Source organism: Micromonospora parathelypteridis, assembly GCF_014201145.1.
GTDB lineage: Bacteria > Actinomycetota > Actinomycetes > Mycobacteriales > Micromonosporaceae > Micromonospora > Micromonospora parathelypteridis.
Genome location: NZ_JACHDP010000001.1, coordinates 2,208,084 through 2,226,494 on the forward strand (window position 1 = coordinate 2,208,084; position 18,411 = coordinate 2,226,494).

17 protein-coding genes are annotated in these 18,411 nt (G+C 70.7%); 8 read left to right on the forward strand and 9 right to left on the reverse strand.

Going from position 1 to position 18,411, the window contains the following annotated elements; genetic code table 11:
- Positions 1–6 precede the first annotated feature (6 nt).
- From HNR20_RS09625 to HNR20_RS09635, 3 genes are all read right to left on the reverse strand, one after another.
- Positions 7–516 (reverse strand): SigE family RNA polymerase sigma factor, encoded by a 510-nt coding sequence (locus tag HNR20_RS09625; protein ID WP_184178347.1) that lies wholly within the window; start codon positions 514–516, stop codon positions 7–9.
- A gap of 170 nt (positions 517–686) precedes the next feature.
- Complete coding sequence (locus tag HNR20_RS09630; RefSeq protein WP_184178349.1) at positions 687–3,683, reverse strand: UPF0182 family membrane protein; 2,997 nt, start codon at positions 3,681–3,683, stop codon at positions 687–689.
- A 96-nt stretch (positions 3,684–3,779) separates the two neighbouring features.
- On the reverse strand, positions 3,780–4,793 hold the full coding sequence (locus HNR20_RS09635; RefSeq protein ID WP_184178351.1) for a YlbL family protein: 1,014 nt from the start codon (positions 4,791–4,793) through the stop codon (positions 3,780–3,782).
- 184 nt (positions 4,794–4,977) lie between these two features.
- On the opposite strand from HNR20_RS09635, the gene HNR20_RS09640 reads away from it, so the two are divergent.
- Entirely contained in the window at positions 4,978–6,210 is a 1,233-nt protein-coding gene (locus HNR20_RS09640; protein ID WP_184188245.1) for a zinc-dependent metalloprotease, read from the forward strand.
- Positions 6,211–6,419: 209 nt separating this feature from the next.
- On the opposite strand, the gene HNR20_RS09645 is transcribed toward HNR20_RS09640, so the two are convergent.
- A complete protein-coding gene (locus tag HNR20_RS09645; protein WP_184178353.1) occupies positions 6,420–7,028 on the reverse strand; it encodes a hypothetical protein in 609 nt (202 codons plus the stop codon).
- 329 nt (positions 7,029–7,357) lie between these two features.
- A complete protein-coding gene (locus tag HNR20_RS09650; RefSeq protein WP_184178355.1) occupies positions 7,358–7,888 on the reverse strand; it encodes a M48 metallopeptidase family protein in 531 nt (176 codons plus the stop codon).
- 526 nt (positions 7,889–8,414) lie between these two features.
- Here HNR20_RS09650 and HNR20_RS09655 point away from each other — a divergent pair.
- The 3 genes from HNR20_RS09655 to HNR20_RS09665 all read left to right on the forward strand — a co-directional run bounded on the left by HNR20_RS09655 (position 8,415) and on the right by HNR20_RS09665 (position 11,263).
- Positions 8,415–8,585: a DUF5679 domain-containing protein gene (locus HNR20_RS09655; RefSeq protein WP_167457767.1), complete on the forward strand. Its 171-nt coding sequence runs from the start codon at positions 8,415–8,417 to the stop codon at positions 8,583–8,585.
- 222 nt (positions 8,586–8,807) lie between these two features.
- The gene (locus HNR20_RS09660) at positions 8,808–9,920 is read left to right on the forward strand and encodes a TOMM precursor leader peptide-binding protein (protein ID WP_184178357.1); all 1,113 of its coding nucleotides are present in this window, start codon (positions 8,808–8,810) and stop codon (positions 9,918–9,920) included.
- Positions 9,917–11,263 (forward strand): ABC1 kinase family protein, encoded by a 1,347-nt coding sequence (locus HNR20_RS09665; protein ID WP_184178359.1) that lies wholly within the window; start codon positions 9,917–9,919, stop codon positions 11,261–11,263. Before HNR20_RS09660 ends, HNR20_RS09665 begins: the two co-directional genes overlap by 4 nt.
- Positions 11,264–11,556: 293 nt before the next feature.
- On the opposite strand, the gene HNR20_RS09670 is transcribed toward HNR20_RS09665, so the two are convergent.
- From HNR20_RS09670 to HNR20_RS09680, 3 genes are all read right to left on the reverse strand, one after another.
- Positions 11,557–11,922 carry a WhiB family transcriptional regulator gene (locus HNR20_RS09670; RefSeq protein ID WP_110563491.1) on the reverse strand — a complete coding sequence of 122 codons (366 nt, stop codon included), beginning with the start codon at positions 11,920–11,922 and terminating at the stop codon, positions 11,557–11,559.
- 134 nt (positions 11,923–12,056) lie between these two features.
- Positions 12,057–12,272 (reverse strand): hypothetical protein, encoded by a 216-nt coding sequence (locus tag HNR20_RS09675; protein WP_184188248.1) that lies wholly within the window; start codon positions 12,270–12,272, stop codon positions 12,057–12,059.
- 155 nt (positions 12,273–12,427) lie between these two features.
- Entirely contained in the window at positions 12,428–14,593 is a 2,166-nt protein-coding gene (locus HNR20_RS09680) for an ATP-dependent DNA helicase UvrD2 (protein ID WP_184178361.1), read from the reverse strand.
- A gap of 92 nt (positions 14,594–14,685) precedes the next feature.
- Between HNR20_RS09680 and HNR20_RS09685 the strand changes: the two genes are divergently transcribed.
- Positions 14,686–14,928 carry a mycoredoxin gene (locus tag HNR20_RS09685; protein ID WP_184178363.1) on the forward strand — a complete coding sequence of 81 codons (243 nt, stop codon included), beginning with the start codon at positions 14,686–14,688 and terminating at the stop codon, positions 14,926–14,928.
- Positions 14,929–14,991: 63 nt separating this feature from the next.
- On the opposite strand, the gene HNR20_RS09690 is transcribed toward HNR20_RS09685, so the two are convergent.
- Positions 14,992–16,287 carry an MFS transporter gene (locus HNR20_RS09690; protein ID WP_229687076.1) on the reverse strand — a complete coding sequence of 432 codons (1,296 nt, stop codon included), beginning with the start codon at positions 16,285–16,287 and terminating at the stop codon, positions 14,992–14,994.
- A 217-nt stretch (positions 16,288–16,504) separates the two neighbouring features.
- On the opposite strand from HNR20_RS09690, the gene HNR20_RS09695 reads away from it, so the two are divergent.
- From HNR20_RS09695 to HNR20_RS09705, 3 genes are all read left to right on the forward strand, one after another.
- A complete protein-coding gene (locus tag HNR20_RS09695; protein WP_184178367.1) occupies positions 16,505–17,488 on the forward strand; it encodes a helix-turn-helix domain-containing protein in 984 nt (327 codons plus the stop codon).
- Positions 17,489–17,562: 74 nt separating this feature from the next.
- Complete coding sequence (locus HNR20_RS09700) at positions 17,563–17,802, forward strand: DUF397 domain-containing protein (protein WP_184178369.1); 240 nt, start codon at positions 17,563–17,565, stop codon at positions 17,800–17,802.
- A gap of 210 nt (positions 17,803–18,012) precedes the next feature.
- On the forward strand, positions 18,013–18,288 hold the full coding sequence (locus HNR20_RS09705) for a hypothetical protein (RefSeq protein WP_184178371.1): 276 nt from the start codon (positions 18,013–18,015) through the stop codon (positions 18,286–18,288).
- Positions 18,289–18,411: the final 123 nt, after the last annotated feature.

Consider the following 18,411-nt stretch of genomic DNA (forward strand, 5'->3'; position numbering starts at 1 on the left):
GAGAGTTCACGCGACATCAGTTGCCTCCAATTCCACGCTGGCGAGATCGGGCAGCAACGCGGCGAGCCGGGATCGGCCGCGGGAGAGCCAGGACTTCACCGTGCCGACGGGTACGCCGACCTCACGGGCGATCTCCTCCACCGACATGTCGAACAGGTAGTGCAGAGCCAACGCCTGCCGATGGTTGGCCGGCACCTGGCGCAGGGCCTCAAGCAGCAGCACGCTGTCCTCACTGGGCGGTCCGACCGCCGGTGGGGGCCCCGCCAACCGCAGCGCCCCGCGCAAGCTGCGCAGCCGACGCCAGCGATCGGCCGCCAAGCGTGACACCACCAGCCGCAACCACGCCTCCGGCGCAGGATGCGCCGACAGCCGCCCCCAGTGCCGCCAGGCCCGGGTGTACGCCTCCTGCACCAGGTCCTGCGCCTCACTGTGGTCGCCGGCCACCGCATAGCCGTACCTCGCCATCCGCCGCGAAGTGCTGCGGTAGAACTCATCGAAGCTCTGCGCGTCCCGCACGAATGTTCTCCCTCGTTCCCACCCCGTTGACTTGAGGACGGCGGACCGGTGTCACAGGTTGCGGGTCGGCCGGACCTTTCAGCACGTCCGGACACGGCGGAGCCCCCGCCGTCAGGACCGGGTGCGGTCCGACGACGGGGGCTCCAAGAGGAACTCCCAGCGGAGGCGGGTCAGCCTCCAGCGCTCGGAGTGACGCTCGGCGACGAGCCACCGCTGGGCGTACCGCCCTGCTGCGCTTGCTGGAACGCGGTCAGCGCCTCGTCCAGCGCCTTGAGCGCGCGACCGTACCGCTCGAAGTCACCGGACGCCTGCGCGGCCCGGACCTCGGTGATCGCGGTCTGCACCCGGTCCGCGGCGGCGGCCACGTCACCGGTCGGCGGCGGGTTGCCGGTGCCGGCGCTCGGCGTAGCCGTCGGGGTCGGAGTGGGAGTCGGCGTCGTCGGGGTCGTCGGGTTGCCCCCGGTGGTCGGCGGCGGCGACGTGCCCTGCCCGGCCTTCTTGCCCTGCTCGACCAACTGCTTGATGCCGTCGTTGATGTTGTCGGCGAGCGCCACGAACGAGCCGCCGTCACCGTAGGAGAGCAGCACCTTCTGCAGCAGCGGGTACGCGTCCTGCTGGTTGCTCTTCACGTAGACCGGCTCGACGTAGAGCATCCCGTCGGCGAAGGGCAACGAGAGCAGGTTGCCGTACTGCACCTGCGCCTGGTTGCTGGAGAGCAGGTTGAGCTGCTGACGGATGTTCGCGTTGTTGGTCATCTGTTGGTGCACCTGCACCGGGCCGGAGATCCGGGTCTGATCCGGCAGCTCCAGCACCTCCAGCCGGGGCTTGCCGTCGACGTACGACCCGGAGATCAGCGCGGCGAGGTTCTGCCGGCCGTTCGGAGTGACCGCGGAGGTGAGCTGGAACCGCGGGCCCTCCTGCCCCGGGAACTGGGTGAAGAGGTAGTACGGGGGCTGCTTCTGGCCGCTGTCCGGAGCGTCCGGCACGTTGGGCACCTGCCAGAAGTCCTGCGCCGAGTAGAAGTCGCCCGGGTTGGTCACGTGGAACTTGGTGAGCAGGTTGCGCTGCACCTTGAACATGTCCGCCGGGTAGCGCAGGTGCTCGGTCAGCTCGACCGGGATGTCCGCCTTCGGCAGCACCAGGTCACCGCCGAACGCCTTGTTCCAGGCCTTGAGCACCGGGTCGGTGTCGTCGTACTCGTAGAGCTTCACGGTGCCGTCGTACGCGTCGACGGTGGCCTTCACCGAGTTCCGCATGTAGTTGACGTTCTCCCGGGCCAGCTGGAAGGTGCCCCGGTTGGTCAACTCGTCGGTGGTCTCGGTCTGCAGGTTGACCCGCTCGGCGTACGGGTAGGTGGCCGCCGTGGTGTAGCCGTCGACGATCCACTGCACCCGACCGTCGACAACTGCCGGGTACGGGTCGCCGTCCAGGGTGAGGAACGGCGCGACCTTCTCCACCCGGTCCCGCGGGTTACGCACGTACAGCAGCCTGGAGTCCTTGTTGACCGCCTCGGAGAGCAGGAAGTTCGACTCCTGCTCCTTGATGGCGTACAGCAGGCGCCGGGTGAAGGAACCGATCTTGACGCCGCCCTCACCGGTGTAGGTGTAGGACTCGCCGCCACCCTCACCGACCGGCCGGTCGAACTCGGCCTTCTTGTTCGGGTCGGACTGACCGACGATCGCGTAGTCGTCGGCCGCCATCCGCTCGCCGTAGTAGATGCGCGGCTGCTTGGCCGGGATCTGCTCGGTCTGCGAGGAGCACGCCTCCTGGGTCTTCTCGCCCAGGAAGCCGGAGACGAAGAACGGCTGCCCGCCGCAGACCACCTGGTTGGCCGGGGCGGCCACCAGCCCGTACCCGTGGGTGTAGACGGTGTGCCGGTTGATCCAGGTGTTCTGCTGGTCGGTCAGCTCGCCGTAGTTGATCTCCCGGACGCCGACCACGTAGTCGGAGACCTTCCCGTTCACCCCGTAGCGATCGATGTCCAGCTTGGGACCGAAGTCGTAGAAGCCACGCACCTGCTGGAGCTGGGTGTACGTCTCGCTGACCAGCTGCGGGTCGAGCAGCCGCACATTGGACACCACCGAGACGTCGGTGGCCAGGTTCCCCGGTGGGGTGAGGTTGCTCGCCGCGTACGGGGTCGTCTCGGTGGCTCCCAACCCGAACGCCGCTCGCGTCGCGTCGATGCTGCGCTGGATGTACGGCGCTTCCTTGTCCTTGGCGCTCGGCTTGACCTCGAAGGTCTGCACCGCCCAGGGGTAGATGCCGCCGATGGCCACCGCGGACACGCCGAGCAGTGCCAGCGAGATCCCCGGCCAGACCAGGTTCCGCATCCAGGCGTTGGAGAAGACGACGATCGCGATCGCCACCACGATCGAGATGTAGGCCAGGATCTCCTTCGCCGGCAGCAGCGCGTTGACGTCGGCATAGCCGGCGCCGTACAACTTGGCGCCCTCGTTGTACTCCAGCAACATCGCTCGCCGGTCCAGCACGTACGCGATGGCCTTCAACAGCACGAAGACCGCGATCAGGCTGCTCAGGTGCGCGCGAGCGGCGTTGCTCATCCGGTCCCCGACGCCCTGCAGGCGGACGCCGCCGAAGAGGTAGTGCACCGCCAGCGCACCGATCACGGCCAGCACCACCGCGGTGAAGGCGACCCCGAGCAGGTAACGCCAGAACGGCAGTTGGAAGACGTAGAAGCCGATGTCCACCCCGAACTCCGGATCCTTGATCCCGAAGTCACCGCCGTTGCGGAAGAGCAGCCACTGGTTCCACCGGTTCTGCGCGGAGAGGCCGGCGAAGAGCCCGACCACCGCGGCGGTCAGCGCGATCCAGGTGCCGAGTCGCGGGCTGAGCGCGATCCGGTATCGCTCCAGGGTCGCCTGCTCCACGGAGTGCGGACGCATTCGCGGGCGCAGACGGTAGGCCAACCACAGGTTGCCACCGACGACCACCGCCATGCCGAGCCCGATGGCGAGGAAGAGCAACAGCCGGGTGAGCAGGACACCGGTGAAGACCTCGGTGTAGCGGACCTCGTCGAACCAGAGCCAGTCGGTCCACGCCTGGACACCCCAGCCAAGCAGGGTGAAGAGCACGAACACCCCGACCAGGACAGCGATGGTGACGCGCCCGCGCCGGCTCATCCTCGGAAGGGGGCTGCTGCTACGCATGACCACTGTTGGCTCCGCACGCTCGATGTGATCGGCTCCGACCAGGCACCCAGAGTACGGGGTGTTCCTGAGCGTGTCGGGGCACGGTCACACCGGTCAACAGCGGGTCGGCTGACCCCCGGTGCGCAACGCCTCCAGGGCGGTCATCGCTTCGTCCAACGAACCCACCCGGAGCAGCGGCAGACCGGGCTGCGGATTGCGGACCGCCTCGGCGCAGTTGTCCGCCGGCACCAGGAAGACCTTGGCCCCGGCGCGCTTCGCGCCGACCAGCTTCTGGGCGATTCCGCCGATCGGGCCGACGGTGCCCTCGTCGTCGATGGTGCCGGTGCCGGCGATGACCTGGCCGCCGGTGAGATCGGCCGGGGTCAGCTTGTCCACGATCCCCAGGGCGAACATCAGACCGGCGCTCGGCCCACCGATGTCCCCGAGGTCGATGCCGAGGGTGAACGGGTGCGGCTGCTGCTGGTCGATCTCGACGCCGATCCGCGGTCGGCCGTCCTGCTCACGACTGGTCACCGTCGCCGTGGCCGGCGCGCCGTCCCGGGTGTAGGCGATCGTCAACGCCGTCCCGGCCGGCTTGGCCCGGACCAGCTCGGTGACCTTCACGGCCACCGGCACCGGCTGACCGTCGACCGCGGTGATCACGTCACCGACCTTCAGCAACCCGGCGGCCGGACCATCCCCGGCCACCGTCTTGATCACCACCTGCACCGGAAAGCCCAACTCCCGCAGCGCGGCAGTCTCCGCGCTGGTCTGCGACGCCTTGAAGTCCTCGGCGTTGCGCTGCTCGACCTGCTCGGTCGACTCCCCCGGCGGGTAGACCAGCTCACGCGGCACCACCGCCTCGTCGTCGGAGAACCAGCCCGCGATCGCCCCGCGCAGCCGCACCGTCGGCTGCACCCCCACCGTGGTCAGCCGCAACTGGCCGGCTGAGGTCGAGGTTTCCCGCCCGGAGACCTGGATGACCTCCTTGCCGTCGGCCGTACCCAGGGTGTTGACCGTCGGACCCGGACCGAGCACCACGTACGGGATCGGCACCCGGAGCACCCCGATGCTCAGCAGAGCGGTGAACAGGGCACCGAGCAGGACCGTCAGGCCACGACGTCTCATGCCGCAGAGCGTACCGACCTGCTGAGCGCCGTCTGCCGGATGCGTCGCTCGACTTCGCCCTCAGCGCAACGCCAGCGGCGGCGACCTGGGGCGCGGCCCGCGTACCGTAGACGTCGTGCCTGATATTCCGTTCGGTTTCGCGCTCCCGGGTGGGCAACCACCAGACCCCAACGATCCCGCGCAGATGCAGCAGTTCATGTCGCAGTTGCAGCACCTGCTCTCCGCGCCGGGCAGCGGTCCGGTCAACTGGGACCTGGCCCGGCAGGTAGCGGCCAGCCAGCTCGCGGCCGCCGGCGACCCGGCAGTGTCACCGTATGAGCGCAACGCGGTCGAGGAAGCGCTGCGCCTGGCCGACCTGTGGTTGGAGCCGGCCTCGGCATGGCCGTCGGGCATCCAGTCCCCGGTCGCCTGGAACCGCAATGAGTGGATCTTCAAGACGCTGGACGTGTGGCGCAAGCTCTGCGACCCGGTCGCCAGCCGGATGGTCGGCGCGATGGGCGACCTCGTGCCGCCGGAGGCGCGCGACCAGCTCGGCCCGATGCAGTCGATGGTGGCCACCCTCGGCGGCGCGCTCTTCGGCGGTCAACTGGGCCAGGCCCTCGGTTCGCTCGCCGCGGAGGTGCTCTCCGCCGGCGACATCGGGCTGCCGCTCGGCCCGGCCGGCACGGCCGCGCTGATCCCGGCCAACATCCGGGCGTACGGCGAGGGCCTGGAGCTGCCCGAGGATGAGGTCCGCCTCTACGTGGCGCTGCGCGAGGCCGCTCACCAGCGGCTGTTCCAGCACGTCCCGTGGCTGCGCGGGCATGTGCTCAGCGCGGTCGAGATGTACGCCTCGGGCATCCGGGTCAACCGGGAGGCGATCGAGGAGGCGATGGGCCGGGTCGACCCGACCGACCCGGAGTCGATGCAGGCGATCGCCCTGGAGGGCATCTTCACCCCGGAGGACAGCCCGGCGCAGAAGGCCTCGCTGGCCCGACTGGAGACCGCCCTCGCCCTCGTCGAGGGCTGGGTGTGCCACGTCGTGGACAACGCCGCCAGCGACCGGCTGCCCAACGTCGTCCGGTTGGGCGAGGCGTTCCGCCGTCGCCGGGCCGCCGGCGGTCCCGCCGAGCAGACCTTCGCCGCACTGGTCGGCTTGGAACTGCGCCCGCGCCGACTGCGCGAGGCCGCGGCGCTCTGGGCCGCGCTCACCGAGCACCGCGGCATCGAAGGCCGGGACGCCGTCTGGGGCCACCCGGACCTGCTCCCGTCGGACGACGACTTCGCCGACCCGGTCGCCTTCGCAATGAACGACATGGACCTGAGCGAGCTGGACAGCTTCGACTTCACCGCTCCCGGCGGGGCGGTGGAGAAGGCCCCGGGCCAGCCCGACGAGACCGACGGCGAAGGCGACGCCAAGCCTGACACCAGGTCCTGACGCCAGTGCCCGGGTGCCCGCTCCGATCGACGGCGGGCGCCCGGCGTACAGGTGGGGTTCTGCCCAAGGCCCGCCGTGACTGAACCCTGCCCGACAGGTGGCAGATCAGCCATCGCCTCAGCCCTGACCGGCGCCTAGCTGGCGCCGGGCACCCGGGCCGGCGCACGGCGCCGGGGTCGGACGTGGCGCCGGTTGGGCCGGTCGGCTGGTCAGGTGGGTCGACCCGATCCCGAAAGAAGAGCGCGGGTCGCATCCCAGCCCTCGAAGGCCGGATCGAGCGTGGCCAGGTCGGCAGGGCCGCGCAGCCGTCGCCAGCCGGCGGTGACCGCCACGTCCCCCGGTCGAGGGGCACCGGAGCGCGCGTCAGCCGGCATCGCCGTGTCCAGATCCAGCAGCGGCAGCCAGCCCGGCACGGGCAACCGCACAGCCACCCCGAGCAGGCCTGGGCCGCCACCCTCGACCGGAGCCACCGCGACCGATCGGGTGGTGAGCGGGCGCAGCAGCTTGCCGACGGTAAGCGCGGGCAGGTCGGGCACGTCGCCCGCGAGCACCGCCGCCTGGTCGTAGCCCTCCAACGCGGCGAACACGGCGTTCGGCGTCGGCTCGGTCACCTCGTACACGGCCGTGCCGGGCCACACCAGCGCGTCGGCCAGAGCACGATCGGCCGGGGTCACCGCGACCGCGACCTCCACCTCGTTGAGTGTGGCCAGCAGGTCGATGACGTCTTCTGCGAGAGCCGCTCGCCACTGGGCCCGGTCGACGCCGGGCGGCGACCAGTGGACCGGTCCGAGCAACGCCACCACCACTCGTCGTGCCACCTCCCGACCCTAGCGCCCGAGCCGACCTGGCCCTGACCCCGCCCGGCAAGCCCTACTCCGGCCCCACCCCGACCCGGCCCCGACGACCCACCCCTGGTCCGCTTTGTCCCGTTTTGGCACGACTCACTTGCCCTCATCCGGCCAGATTGGGCCTGCCCCCACTCAGGCCGAGACGTGATCGACTCCGTTTCGGCGATGTGGGGCTATCCCGGAGCGCGGACACCCCCACATCGGGGAAATGGAGTCGATCAAGAAGGTTTCGCCCCTCGGCGCACGGGCGCACGGGCGCGCGGGCAGGTTGGGGCGCGGGTGCGGCGGGCGAGGTTGGGTCAGGGCGCGATCGGAGCGCAGGAGGCGGCGGCAACGCCCTCCAGGTAGCCGCGGGCGCGTTCCGCCTTGGGGTAGCGGCCGACCAACGCCCAGAACCGGGCGTTGTGGCTGGGCACGATCAGGTGCGCCAGCTCGTGCAGCAGCACGTAGTCGATCACCCAGTCGGGCATCTCCTGCACGCGGTGCGAGATCCGGATGCTGCGGTCGGCCGGGGTGCAGGAGCCCCACCGGCCGTTCTGGTTGGTGACCCAGCGGACGCTGGCCGGAACCGCCTTCGTGGGGTACTCGGCGAGGTACAGGTCGATGAGCCGGGTGGCTCGGGCCAGCAGCTCGGCGTCGGAGCGGGCCAGCCGCCCCTCCCGTGCGGCGAGCCGGGCGAGCATCCGGTCGACCCACTCGCTCTCCTCGGCACGGGAGAACTGGTCCGGGATGAGGACGACGACCCGCTCACCGTCACGGTACGCAGACACCGTGCGTCGCCGACGCTGACTGCGCCGCACCTCGACGACCGGCTTGCGCGTCCCCGCCATCACTGGCCCGCGCAGCCTCGGCTACGTGTCACGAAGGAAAGCTAATGCGTACTGACCAGGGGTCCGCAAGAGTCAACCGCACGACACGCGCCCAGAAAATGGTGATTGGTCGCCAGGCGTCCCGAAAATTTCTTGACCGCAGCACCGCCTCGGCGCCATCGCGCCATCTCGTCACCCTTGGTGAACACCGAACGGGGCCGGCGCGCGGCACCCCTCCACCGTAGGTGATCACCGTCCCGGATGCTGTCGCGGGGGCACCCGCACGGGTGGCTGTGAGGGTTTGGTCGGCGTGTCCCCGCCAAACTGACTTATCCGACCTATTTCGCCATGCACACTCTCGACGTCGACTTGCTCACAGTGTCGATGCACAGCTGACATGGAACTGCCCAGACCTGGGTAGGGTCCGCGGACCAGCGGTCATGAAGGTGGCCGTGGAGTGAGACCCAGCGCCGGCGCCCCGTGTGGCCCGCCGCCGGGCACCCCGCCGGGACGGCATCGAACCGGCGGACGAGACGAGGAGGGCACCGTGGCCGACCAGGCCCAGACGACCTACAACGGTTACTGCGTGAAGTGCAAGGAGAAGCGGGACTTCGAGGGGCACGTCGAGGTCTCGAAGACCGGAATGAACATGGCCAAGGGCAAGTGTCCGGTATGCGGAACAACAGTGAACCGCATCCTGGGCAAGGCCAAGGTCTGACCCGTACGGGTGGCGGGGGTGGGGTGGCCGGTGGCCACCCCACCCCGTTGCCGTTCGGGATGTCGACGCCCCGCGGGTCGTCGACGGTCTGTCGGGTGACCGACAGCATGTTCGGCGGGCTGTGGAGAACCGGCCAGATCCTGTGGACAACGCAGGACAGGGGCCCGACCGCCTGTGGACAACGATCGACCTAACGCGAGGATGTGGTCACCATTCGTGACCATGAGCCGCACCGTAGTGCCCCGCCCCACGCTGCTGCCCGGCCTCAATCGGCTCTGGCGAGACCGACACACCCTGCAGCTCGGCGTCGGCCCCGGGCCTGCCGTGCTGCTGGAGCTGGCCAACCCCCGCGCCGCCCACCTGCTCGACCTGCTCGACGGCACCCGCAGCGAGCGAGCTGTGCTGGCCCAGGCGGCCACCGCCCGGGTCACCACCGACGACGCGCGTACCCTGCTCGACGCCCTGCGGGCGGCCGGCCTGCTGGTACCCGCGCACAGCCTGCTCCCCCGTGACCTGGCCGGCGCGGTCCGTGCCCGGCTCACGGCCGAGGCCTGCGCCCTGGCCCTGACCGCCGCTCGACTGCCCGGCACCCCTGCCCAGGTCCTCCGTCGGCGGCGGACCGCCCGAGTCGTGCTCACCGGCGCCGGGGCGCTCGGCGGGCCGCTGACGGTGGCGTTGGCCCAGTCCGGCGTCGGGCAGGTGATCCCGCTGCTCACCGGCCCGGTACGTCCCGTCGACCTGATCGGCACGGGCATCCCCGCCACCGAGCTCGGCAACCCGCTGGCACCGGCGGTGCGGGCCGCGGTCGACCGCCTCGCACCGGGCACCGGAACCCAGCCGAGCCGGACCGGTCGGGTGGACCTGGTACTCCAGCTCGGCACCGACCGGCCGCCCGCGCTGCTCGCCGCGGGTTTCGCTCAGCGCCGGCAGCCACACCTGCTGGTCACCCTGCGCGAGGGCGTACCGGTCGTCGGGCCGTTGGTCCGCCCACCCGCGGGGCCCTGCCTGCACTGCGTGGAGCTGCACCGGGCCGACCGCGACCCGGACTGGCCGCGGCTCGCCGCCCAGCTCGCCGCCGCCGACCCGGTGGCCGCCGGCGCGACCGGCACGCTGCTCGCGGCCATCGGGTACGCGCTGGCCGAGGCGTTGACACAGCTTGACGGCGGGCAGCCGGAGACACTGGGCGGGGCCATGGAGATCAGTGCTGCCGGCCGTTTCCGTCGCCGGGGTTGGCCGCCACACCCGGCGTGTGGGTGCTCGCAGGGACGAGTGTCCGCACCAGCCCGGCCGCAGAGCAGCAGCGGGGCCCTCCGGTCGGTAACAATGACCGGGTGACCGACATCCCGCGCCGCGCCGTGTCCCGCACCGCCAAGCTCGCCGCCCTGCCGCTCGGCTTCGCCGGCCGGACCGTTCTCGGCATGGGAAAGCGCGTCACCGGGCTCGCCTCCGACGTGATCTCCGCGGAGATCCAGCAGCGCACCGCCGAACAACTGTTCAGCGTGCTGGGCCAACTCAAGGGCGGGGCGATGAAGTTCGGCCAGGCGCTGTCGGTCTTCGAGGCGGCGTTGCCGGAGGAGATCGCCGCGCCCTACCGTCAGGCGCTCACGAAGCTCCAGGAGGCGGCGCCACCGCTACCGGTCGCCAGCGTGCACAAGGTGCTCACCGAGCAGCTCGGCCCGGACTGGCGGGAGCGGTTCGTCGAGTTCAACGACGTCCCGGCCGCCGCCGCCAGCATCGGTCAGGTCCACCGGGCGCGATGGCGGGAGCCGGGGTTGGACGAGTCGGGCGCGCCGAACAGCCGCGACGTGGCGGTCAAGATCCAGTATCCGGGCGCCGGGGAGGCGCTGCTCGCCGACCTGAAGCAGCTCTCCCGCCTGGGCGGGATGTTCCGGGCCATCCAGCCCGGTCTGGACGTCAAGCCGCTCCTGGTCGAGCTGCGCGAGCGGATCACCGAGGAACTGGACTACGAGCTGGAGGCCGAGTCGCAGCGCACCTTCGCGGCGGCGTACGCCGACGACCCGGAGATCTACATCCCGAGGGTGGTCCATGCGGCGCCTCGGGTGCTGGTCACCGAGTGGGTGACGGGCACACCGCTGGCTGACATCATCCGCGAGGGCACCGAGGAGGATCGGGACGAGGCGGGCCGGTTGATGGCCACCCTGCACCTCTCCGCGCCGCAGCGGGCCGGGCTGCTGCACGCCGATCCGCACCCGGGAAACTTCCGGCTGCTGCCCGACGGCCGACTCGGGGTGATCGACTTCGGTGCGGTGGCCCGGATGCCGGAGGGCACGCCGGAGCCGATCGGTCGCATCGCGGCGCTGGCCCTGAGCGGTGATGCCGACGAGGTGGTGGCGGGGCTCCGGTCAGAGGGCTTCATCGGCTCGGCGGAGGAGATCGACGCCGAGGGCGTGCTCGACTTCATCCGTCCGATGCTGGAGCCCATCGCGGCGGACGGGTTCCGGTTCACCCGGGCCTGGCTGCGGGGCGAGGCGGGCCGCCTGGCGAGTCCCCGCTCCCCCACGTACCAGCTGAGCAGGCAACTCAACCTGCCGCCGTCGTACCTGCTGATCCACCGGGTGACGCTCGGATCGATCGGGGTGCTCTGCCAGTTGGAGGCGAAGGCCCCGTACCGCAGCATCCTGGAGCGCTGGCTGCCCGGCTTCGCCCCGGTCGCCTGAAGACGTCACGAAGGGCGGGTGCCGGTCGGCACCCGCCCTTCTGCGTGGGGTGGTACTAGAGAACGCCCAGGTCGCGCGCCGTCTGGTTGCGGCTGTTCATGGCGACGGTACGGGCGGATCGGGCTGCCTCAGTGCTCGTGGTGGTACGACCGGCCTGAGGCCGGCGCATTCGAGCCCGGGACAACGCTTCGTGGAGTAGTTGCATCTCGAAGGCTCCAGTCGGAACGGTGAACATCGTCTTCTCTCTCACTGCCGGTATGGCACCGGCGTAGTTGGTACGGGTCGGGAACATGTCAGGCTGCCAGCCGGACCGCGCCACGCACCTCGGACAGCCCAGTGGCTGCCAGGCGCGCCTCGGCCTCGACCCGAAGTGCGGCGTCACGAGCGACGTCCTCCTTGCGCGGACGGCCACGGGGCCGCTTACGCGGGACAACCGCGCCACGCTCGAAGATCTCGCCGCCCCAGACGCCCCACGGCTCGGCCCGCTCCACCGCCCCGGCAAGGCACTCGACGCGCAGCGGGCAGTCCCCGCAGAGCGACTTGGCCAGCTCGAGCTCGGCAGGCGAGTCGGAGAACCACAGGTCGGGGTCGAACTTCCGGCAGGGCAGGTTCGCCTCCATTTCGACGCTCACGTCGAGGGGGGCCAACGCCAGACTCATCTCCCGGTCACCTCTCTCTCACTTCGATCTCGTGGATCGCATTCCGACGTACGTACTTACGGCGGGCAAAAAACTGAGGCCGCGGATCCCGGTAAGCGGGTTCCGCGGCCTCGAGGTGAGCCGGTGTCTGATGGTCAGACCGGTTTACCTCGAGGTGGAACGCCGCGGACATCCATGCGCTTCTTGGCGAGCTGGATGCCATTGCCCGTGAAGCCACTGGTCCCCTCGACTCCGACGGGCGCGACGGTCAGGATCAGCTCGGCCTGAACCTGGTGCACCTGCGGAACCGCCGGTCGTGCGGCCGTGTGGGCCACCCGGACAGCCGACAACGGAGCGCAGACAGACGGCATCGCCGTCAGACGCTCATAGGTGAAGATCTTCACGGGTGCCACCTCCCTCACGTTCCTCGTATCGACCAGACCAACCCCGGTGAGCAGCCGGAATGGCGCCGCTCGCGTGGTGTGTCCTGAGGCTATTCCTCGCGCCGGGGCGAGGGCAAACGAATTTAGGACGAGATTTCGAAAGTTTTCTCCGGGCAGACGTCGTCCACCCCCGCGCCCCCCACCAACGCCAGCACCGACTCCCCGTAGAGGCCCAACTTGCGGGGGCCGATACCGGCGATGGCGATCAACTCCTCCGGCCGGCCAGGTCGCCGCTCGGCCAGCGCGATCAGCGTCGCGTCGGTGAAGACCACGTACGCCGGGACCTTCTGTGCCCCGGCGACCCGCTGCCGCCACTCAGACAGCCGTTCGTGCAGCTCATCGTCGATGTCGGACGGGCAGGTGGGGCAGCGGCCGAGCTTGCGGTCCGGGCCGGCGAGCAGGGTGGCGCCGCAGATCCGGCAGGAGACGATCTGGGTTCGACGCCGCTCGGGACGGCGGGCCGGACCGGCACCACTGACGGCCCGTTCGGTGCCGCCGGAGCGGTCGAGCTGGGGCAGGAACCGCGACGGCCGTCGGGCTCGTCCGCCCGGCGAGCGCGCGGCGGCGTACGACAACCAGAGCCACTGCCGGGCGCGGGTGATCCCGACGTAGAGCAGTCGGCGCTCCTCCTCGACCTGCTCGACGGTCTTCGCGTACGTGGTTGGCAGGGTGCCCTCGGCGAGGCCGACCAGGAAGACCGCGTCCCACTCCAGCCCCTTGGCCGAGTGCAGCGAAGCGAGGGTCACCCCGTCCACGGTCGGTACGTGCTGCTGGGCGGCACGACGGGCCAACTCCTCGGTGAAGTCGGAGAGGGTGACGGGGCGTTCCACCGACGCGGCCTCACCGATCGGCACGACCTCGGGGGTGGCCGCGTACTCCTCGGCGAGCTGGACCAGCGCGGACAGCGCCTCCCACCGCTCGCGGGCGGCGCCGCCGGCCGGGGGCGCGTCGGGGGCCCAGCCGACCGCGGTGAGGGCCTCGACGACGGCGGCCGGCAGCGGCGTCTCCCCGGGGATCGACCGGGTGGCGGCACGCAACGCGACCATGGCCTGGCGCACCTCGGCCCGTTCGAAGAACCGCTCGGCGCCCTGCACGACGTACGGCACCGCGGCCTCGGTGAGCGCCTTCTCGTACGCCTCGGACTGCGCGTTGATCCGGAACAGCACGGCGATCTCCTTCGCCGGTGTGCCCGCATCGATCAGCGACCGGCAGCGGGCGGCCACCGCGTTCGCCTCGGCGGGCTCGTCGGTGAAGATCCGCAGATCCGGCTCGGGCCCGGGTGGGCGTTGCCCGCTCAACTCCAGCCGCAGCCGCGCCTCGGTGCCCCGGGCCTGGGAGATCACCGCGTTGGCGAGCCCGACCACCTGCGGGGTGGAGCGGTAGTCGCGGACCAGTCGCACGACGGTGGCGCCCCGGTGCCGGCGCGGGAAATCGACCAGGTACGCCGAGGTCGCACCGGTGAACGAGTAGATCGTCTGGCTGGCGTCGCCGACCACGGTCAGGTCGTTGCGTCCGCCCAGCCAGGCGTCCAGCAACCGCTGCTGGAGTGGGTTGACGTCCTGGTACTCGTCGACCACGAAGTGCCGGTACTGGCCACGCACCTGCTCGCCGACATCCGGGTGTTCCTCGATGCCCCACACTGCGGCACGCAGCATGTCCTCGAAATCGATCACACCGTTCGAGCGTTTGAGCTGCTCGTACGCGGTGAACACCTCGGCCACCTTGGCCGGCTCGTGCGGCGTGTCACGCAGTGCTCGGGCTGCGGAGACGACGTAGTCCGTCGGCTCGACCAACGACGACTTGGCCCACTCGATCTCGCCGGCCAGGTCGCGCGCGGCGGCCCGGTCGGTGCGCAGGCCGACCCGGGCCGCGGCGAGGGTGACCAGCCGTACCTTGCTGTCCAGCAGCTCGGGCATGGCGCGGCCGGCCAGCAGGCGGGGCGCGAAGTACCGCACCTGGCGCAACGCCGCCGCGTGGAACGTGCGCGCCTGAACGCCCTTCACCCCGAGTTGGGCGATTCGATGTCGCATCTCGGCGGCGGCGCGGGCGGTGAAGGTGACCGCGAGCACGTGCCGGGGGGAGATCTCACCGGAAAGCGCCCGATGGGCGATCCGGGAGGTGATCGCCCGGGTCTTGCCGGTGCCGGCGCCGGCCAGGATGCAGACCGGGCCGGCGGGTGCGGTCACCGCGGAGCGTTGCTCCGGGTCCAGCCCGGCGAGCACCTGTTCCGACGCTGAGTGAACCACCACAACCAGGAATCATCTCAGCTACTCCGAGCGTTGCAGCGAACAGCCTCGGCTTGATCGGCAAGCCGCGGCCGGAGGAGTTGGAGGATCCGACCATGCTGACGATGTATTCCACCCCCTGGTGCGGCTACTGCCACCGGCTGAAGTCGCAGCTCGACCGGGAAGGCATCGGGTACGAGGTGGTCGACATCGAGCAGGACCCGGAGGCCGCGGAGTTCGTGATGAGCGTCAACGGCGGCAACCAGACGGTGCCGACGCTGCGCTTCACCGACGGCAGCGCCCTGACGAATCCCTCGATCACCCAGGTCAAGCAACACCTGGAGACCCTCAGCGCCTGACCGATTCACTCTCCACGAGCGGTCGCCCCAGTCGGGGCGACCGCTCGTCGTGTCCGGTATCCGTCACCCTCGCGGCGTCCGGCGGGTGCCGGTCGTCACAGGCCGGTCGGAGTCCTCGACTGGCCGCCGGGGCGCCGGGAGCGTCGGGCGGGTCGGTGGCGTGGGCGGGCGGGTGCCGGGCGGCGCGCTCAGGTGCCGGCCCCGCCAGAGGTAGCTGCCGGCGGCCAGCGTGGCCACCCCGACCAGCGTGAACAGCACCCGGTAGTCCAGGAAGCCGACCAGCAGGGCGCCCGCCCCGATGGAGAGCGCCTGCGGCCCGCTGACCACGGCCTGGGTGGCCGCGGCGACCCGGCCGACCAGCGCGGGCGGGGTCCGGCGCTGGATCAGCGTGTGCAGCCCCACCATCGTCAGCGGCAGCGAGACGCCGGCCAGCAGCACCGCCGCGAACGCGAGCCGGAGATCGGGGTACGCGAGCACGAGCGCGGCCGGCGAGAAGAAGGCCACCCCCGCGGCCAGGGTGCCGACCTCCCCGAGCCGGCGCACCAGCGCCGGCGAGCAGAGCCCGCCGAGCAGCCCGCCCACACCCTGCACGGTGACCAGCACGCCCACGAACGCGGCGTCGCGGTTCAGCCCCTGGTCGACGTAGGCGAAGATGAGCGACTCGCTGAAGCCCATCACCAGCGACCCGAGCCCGTAGCCGAGCAGGGCCCGACGCAGGGCCGGCTCGCCGGCCAGGTGCCGCAGACCGGCTCCCAACTCGGCGGGCCAGCGCAACCGCATGGTCGGCGGAACCTGTTGCGGGGTGGGCAGCGCGGCCACCACCGCCGCCGCAGTCAGAAATCCGACCATGCCGATCCCGGCCAGCGCCCACCCGCCGAGCGCCGCGTAGAGCGCCGCGCCGGCCAGTGGGCCGATCAGCCGCATCCCCTGGCGTACGGTCTGCAGCACGCCGTTCGCCTCGGCCAGCAGTTCGACCGGCACCAACTCCCGGATGAGCCCACTGAGCGCCGCGCCGAGCGTGATGGACGACAGTCCATACAGGGCCGCCACCAGGTAGACGATCCAGACGTCACCCGCGTCGGCGACGGTGAACAGCGGGGTGAGCAGGACCGCGGTGACCATGTTCGCCGCGACGAAGAACGGCCGGCGTGGGCAGCGGTCGACGAACCAACCGACCAGCGGCGCCAGCGTCATCGGGGCGACGACGGCGAAGATGGTGCCGCCGGCGAGCCCGTTGGAGCCGGTCAGATCCTTGACCCAGATGGCGAGCGCCAGCAGCAGGATCGACTCGGCGGTCATGCTGGCCAGCAGGCCGCCGAAGAGCAGGCGGAAGTCGGGTCGGCGCAGGACGGTGCGCATGGGGGTCCCTCCGGCGGGATGGCGTGCCCGGGTGGGCGTGGTCGACGGGGCTGCGACCGCAGGTCCGTCGTCGTCCGGCGTACCTGTGGTCCATTTTTCGCAAGACACGCCCCCGTCGGAACCTCCGACGCCGGTCGCGCCGTCCATACTGACCGTGGGGGGCGAATTTCATACAGTTACCGTCGCGTCTGCGGCGGTCGACGGGAAAGAGGACACTGTGCCTCCTGCCGCACCCAGCCCGATCATGCGTCGTCGACGGTTGGGCATAGACCTGCGCCGCCTGCGCGAGGCTGCGGGCCTCACCGGTGACCAGGTCATCGAAAGGATCGGTTGGGCGTCCGCGTCCAAACTGTCCCGCCTGGAGAACGGCCGCAGCCGGCCGGACCCGCAGGACGTCGCCGTTCTGTTGGACCTCTACGGTGCCGACGAGGCACTGCACGAGGAGCTGCTCGGAATCGCCGGCGAGGCCGGCGACATGCGGGGCTGGTTGAAGAACTTCCCGGTGATGACACAGCAGCAGCGCAGCTGGGCCGAGCTGGAGGCGGGCTGCACGGAGATCTCCGAGTACAACCCGGTGTTGGTGCCAGGTCTGTTGCAGACACCCGGGTACGCGCAGGTCCGGATCGTCTCGGCTCGCGAGGTGAGCGCCGGCGCCGGTGAACCGGAGCCTGGCGACGAGCCCGCGACCGAGGTGAAGGCGCGGATGGCCCGCCAGTCGCTGCTCACCCGGGAGCCTCATGCACCCAGTTACACCGCGGTCCTGGAAGAGGCGGCCCTCGTCGGCCGTCGCGCCGGGCCGCCCGAGGTGCTGCACGAGCAACTGGTCCAGCTCTGCGATCTGGCTCTACTACCCAACGTGACGTTGCATGTGCTGCTGCGCGACACCCAGGTCGGCAATTGGTACCTTCCGCCGACCGCGTTCTCCGTCTACCGGTTCGCCGATCCGCTCGATCCGGAGACATTGGCCATCGAAGGGGGGTTCACCGACGTCATGTCGACCGAGGCAATCACGCTAAATAGCTATAAAGTGGTGTTCGAGTGGCTATGCACGGCGGCACTTGACGCTTCGGACACCCTCTCTTGGCTGATCGAGGCGACGGGACGGCCGACCGAGGCGGTGCCCCCATCCACAGTGGCGTTCGGGCCGGCAACGGCGCCGACCCAACGCCGCTGGGATTCGGGGCGGCTGACGGACCGGTGATCCACGGGGGACCCTCCGTCGGGGCGTGCGGCACCACTCGTCCCATCGGAACGGTTCACATCAGGAGTAGAACCATGAACGACATCCGCACAACGCCGTCCGTCTCCGCCCAATCGTTGGCGGACGCCCCGTGGCGTACCAGCACGCGCAGCCAGACCTCCAACTGCGTCGAGGTCGCCCCGCTGAGCACCGGCCCGTCGGCGGTCGCGCTGCGCGACAGTAAGGACCGAGGCGGCCCGGTGCTGCTGTTCAACCGGGCAGGATGGCTCGGCTTCATCACCGGGGCGAAGGGCGGCCAGTTCGATCTGAACTGACCGGTGACCGGGACGGGGCCGTCGGCGTACTGCCGGCGGCCCCGTCGCGTTGTGTACGCAAGGCCTCTGAGCAGGCATCGGATGATCGGATGAGGCTCAGAACCGATAGGCGCGTTTGCGTTGCTGGAATGAACACGCGGCGTAACATGGCCCTCGAGTACGTGGAACTTCCACACTGGCTCATCCGTCGCGGTTCATCCGGAGACCCTCATGCGGTTCCTGATCGTTCGCACCGACATCCGCGCCGTCGCCGACGGGGACATCGCCGCCGCCTGGGCGGACGGCCACCGACTTCGCGACGAGACGACCACGCCCGAGCCGCGACGGCAGATCGTGCACGCCGAGGACCGGGACGCCGCACTGCTGCTGGCCCGTGCCCTGGCCACGGTCGGCGCGGTCCGCGCCGGCAAGCAACGGGTCAAGGTCCTGCCGCTGAGCGAGCCCCGACCCGCCTTCCGAAACAGACCAGGCCGCACCGGCCCCTGATGTCACCGGACGTCCGTCGTGGTCGGACCGGCTCCCCCGCCGCGTTACTCGCACCCACCGACCACGACGGCCCGTGTTCCCGGCCCGTGACCGCCGCGGCAACGGCGGCCACGGGCCGGGACC

Excerpts from the sequence above, each read along its gene's own strand:
- HNR20_RS09675 (WP_184188248.1), bottom strand. The coding sequence starts at position 12,272 with ATGCCGTCTGTCTGCGCTCCGTTGTCGGCTGTCCGGGTGGCCCACACG.
- HNR20_RS09670 (WP_110563491.1), bottom strand. The coding sequence starts at position 11,922 with ATGAGTCTGGCGTTGGCCCCCCTCGACGTGAGCGTCGAAATGGAGGCG.
- HNR20_RS09685 (WP_184178363.1), top strand. The coding sequence starts at position 14,686 with ATGCTGACGATGTATTCCACCCCCTGGTGCGGCTACTGCCACCGGCTG.
- HNR20_RS09630 (WP_184178349.1), bottom strand. The coding sequence starts at position 3,683 with ATGCGTAGCAGCAGCCCCCTTCCGAGGATGAGCCGGCGCGGGCGCGTC.
- HNR20_RS09650 (WP_184178355.1), bottom strand. The coding sequence starts at position 7,888 with ATGGCGGGGACGCGCAAGCCGGTCGTCGAGGTGCGGCGCAGTCAGCGT.
- HNR20_RS09640 (WP_184188245.1), top strand. The coding sequence starts at position 4,978 with ATGCAGCAGTTCATGTCGCAGTTGCAGCACCTGCTCTCCGCGCCGGGC.
- HNR20_RS09660 (WP_184178357.1), top strand. The coding sequence starts at position 8,808 with ATGAGCCGCACCGTAGTGCCCCGCCCCACGCTGCTGCCCGGCCTCAAT.
- HNR20_RS09690 (WP_229687076.1), bottom strand. The coding sequence starts at position 16,287 with ATGCGCACCGTCCTGCGCCGACCCGACTTCCGCCTGCTCTTCGGCGGC.
- HNR20_RS09705 (WP_184178371.1), top strand. The coding sequence starts at position 18,013 with ATGCGGTTCCTGATCGTTCGCACCGACATCCGCGCCGTCGCCGACGGG.
- HNR20_RS09700 (WP_184178369.1), top strand. The coding sequence starts at position 17,563 with ATGAACGACATCCGCACAACGCCGTCCGTCTCCGCCCAATCGTTGGCG.
- HNR20_RS09635 (WP_184178351.1), bottom strand. The coding sequence starts at position 4,793 with ATGAGACGTCGTGGCCTGACGGTCCTGCTCGGTGCCCTGTTCACCGCT.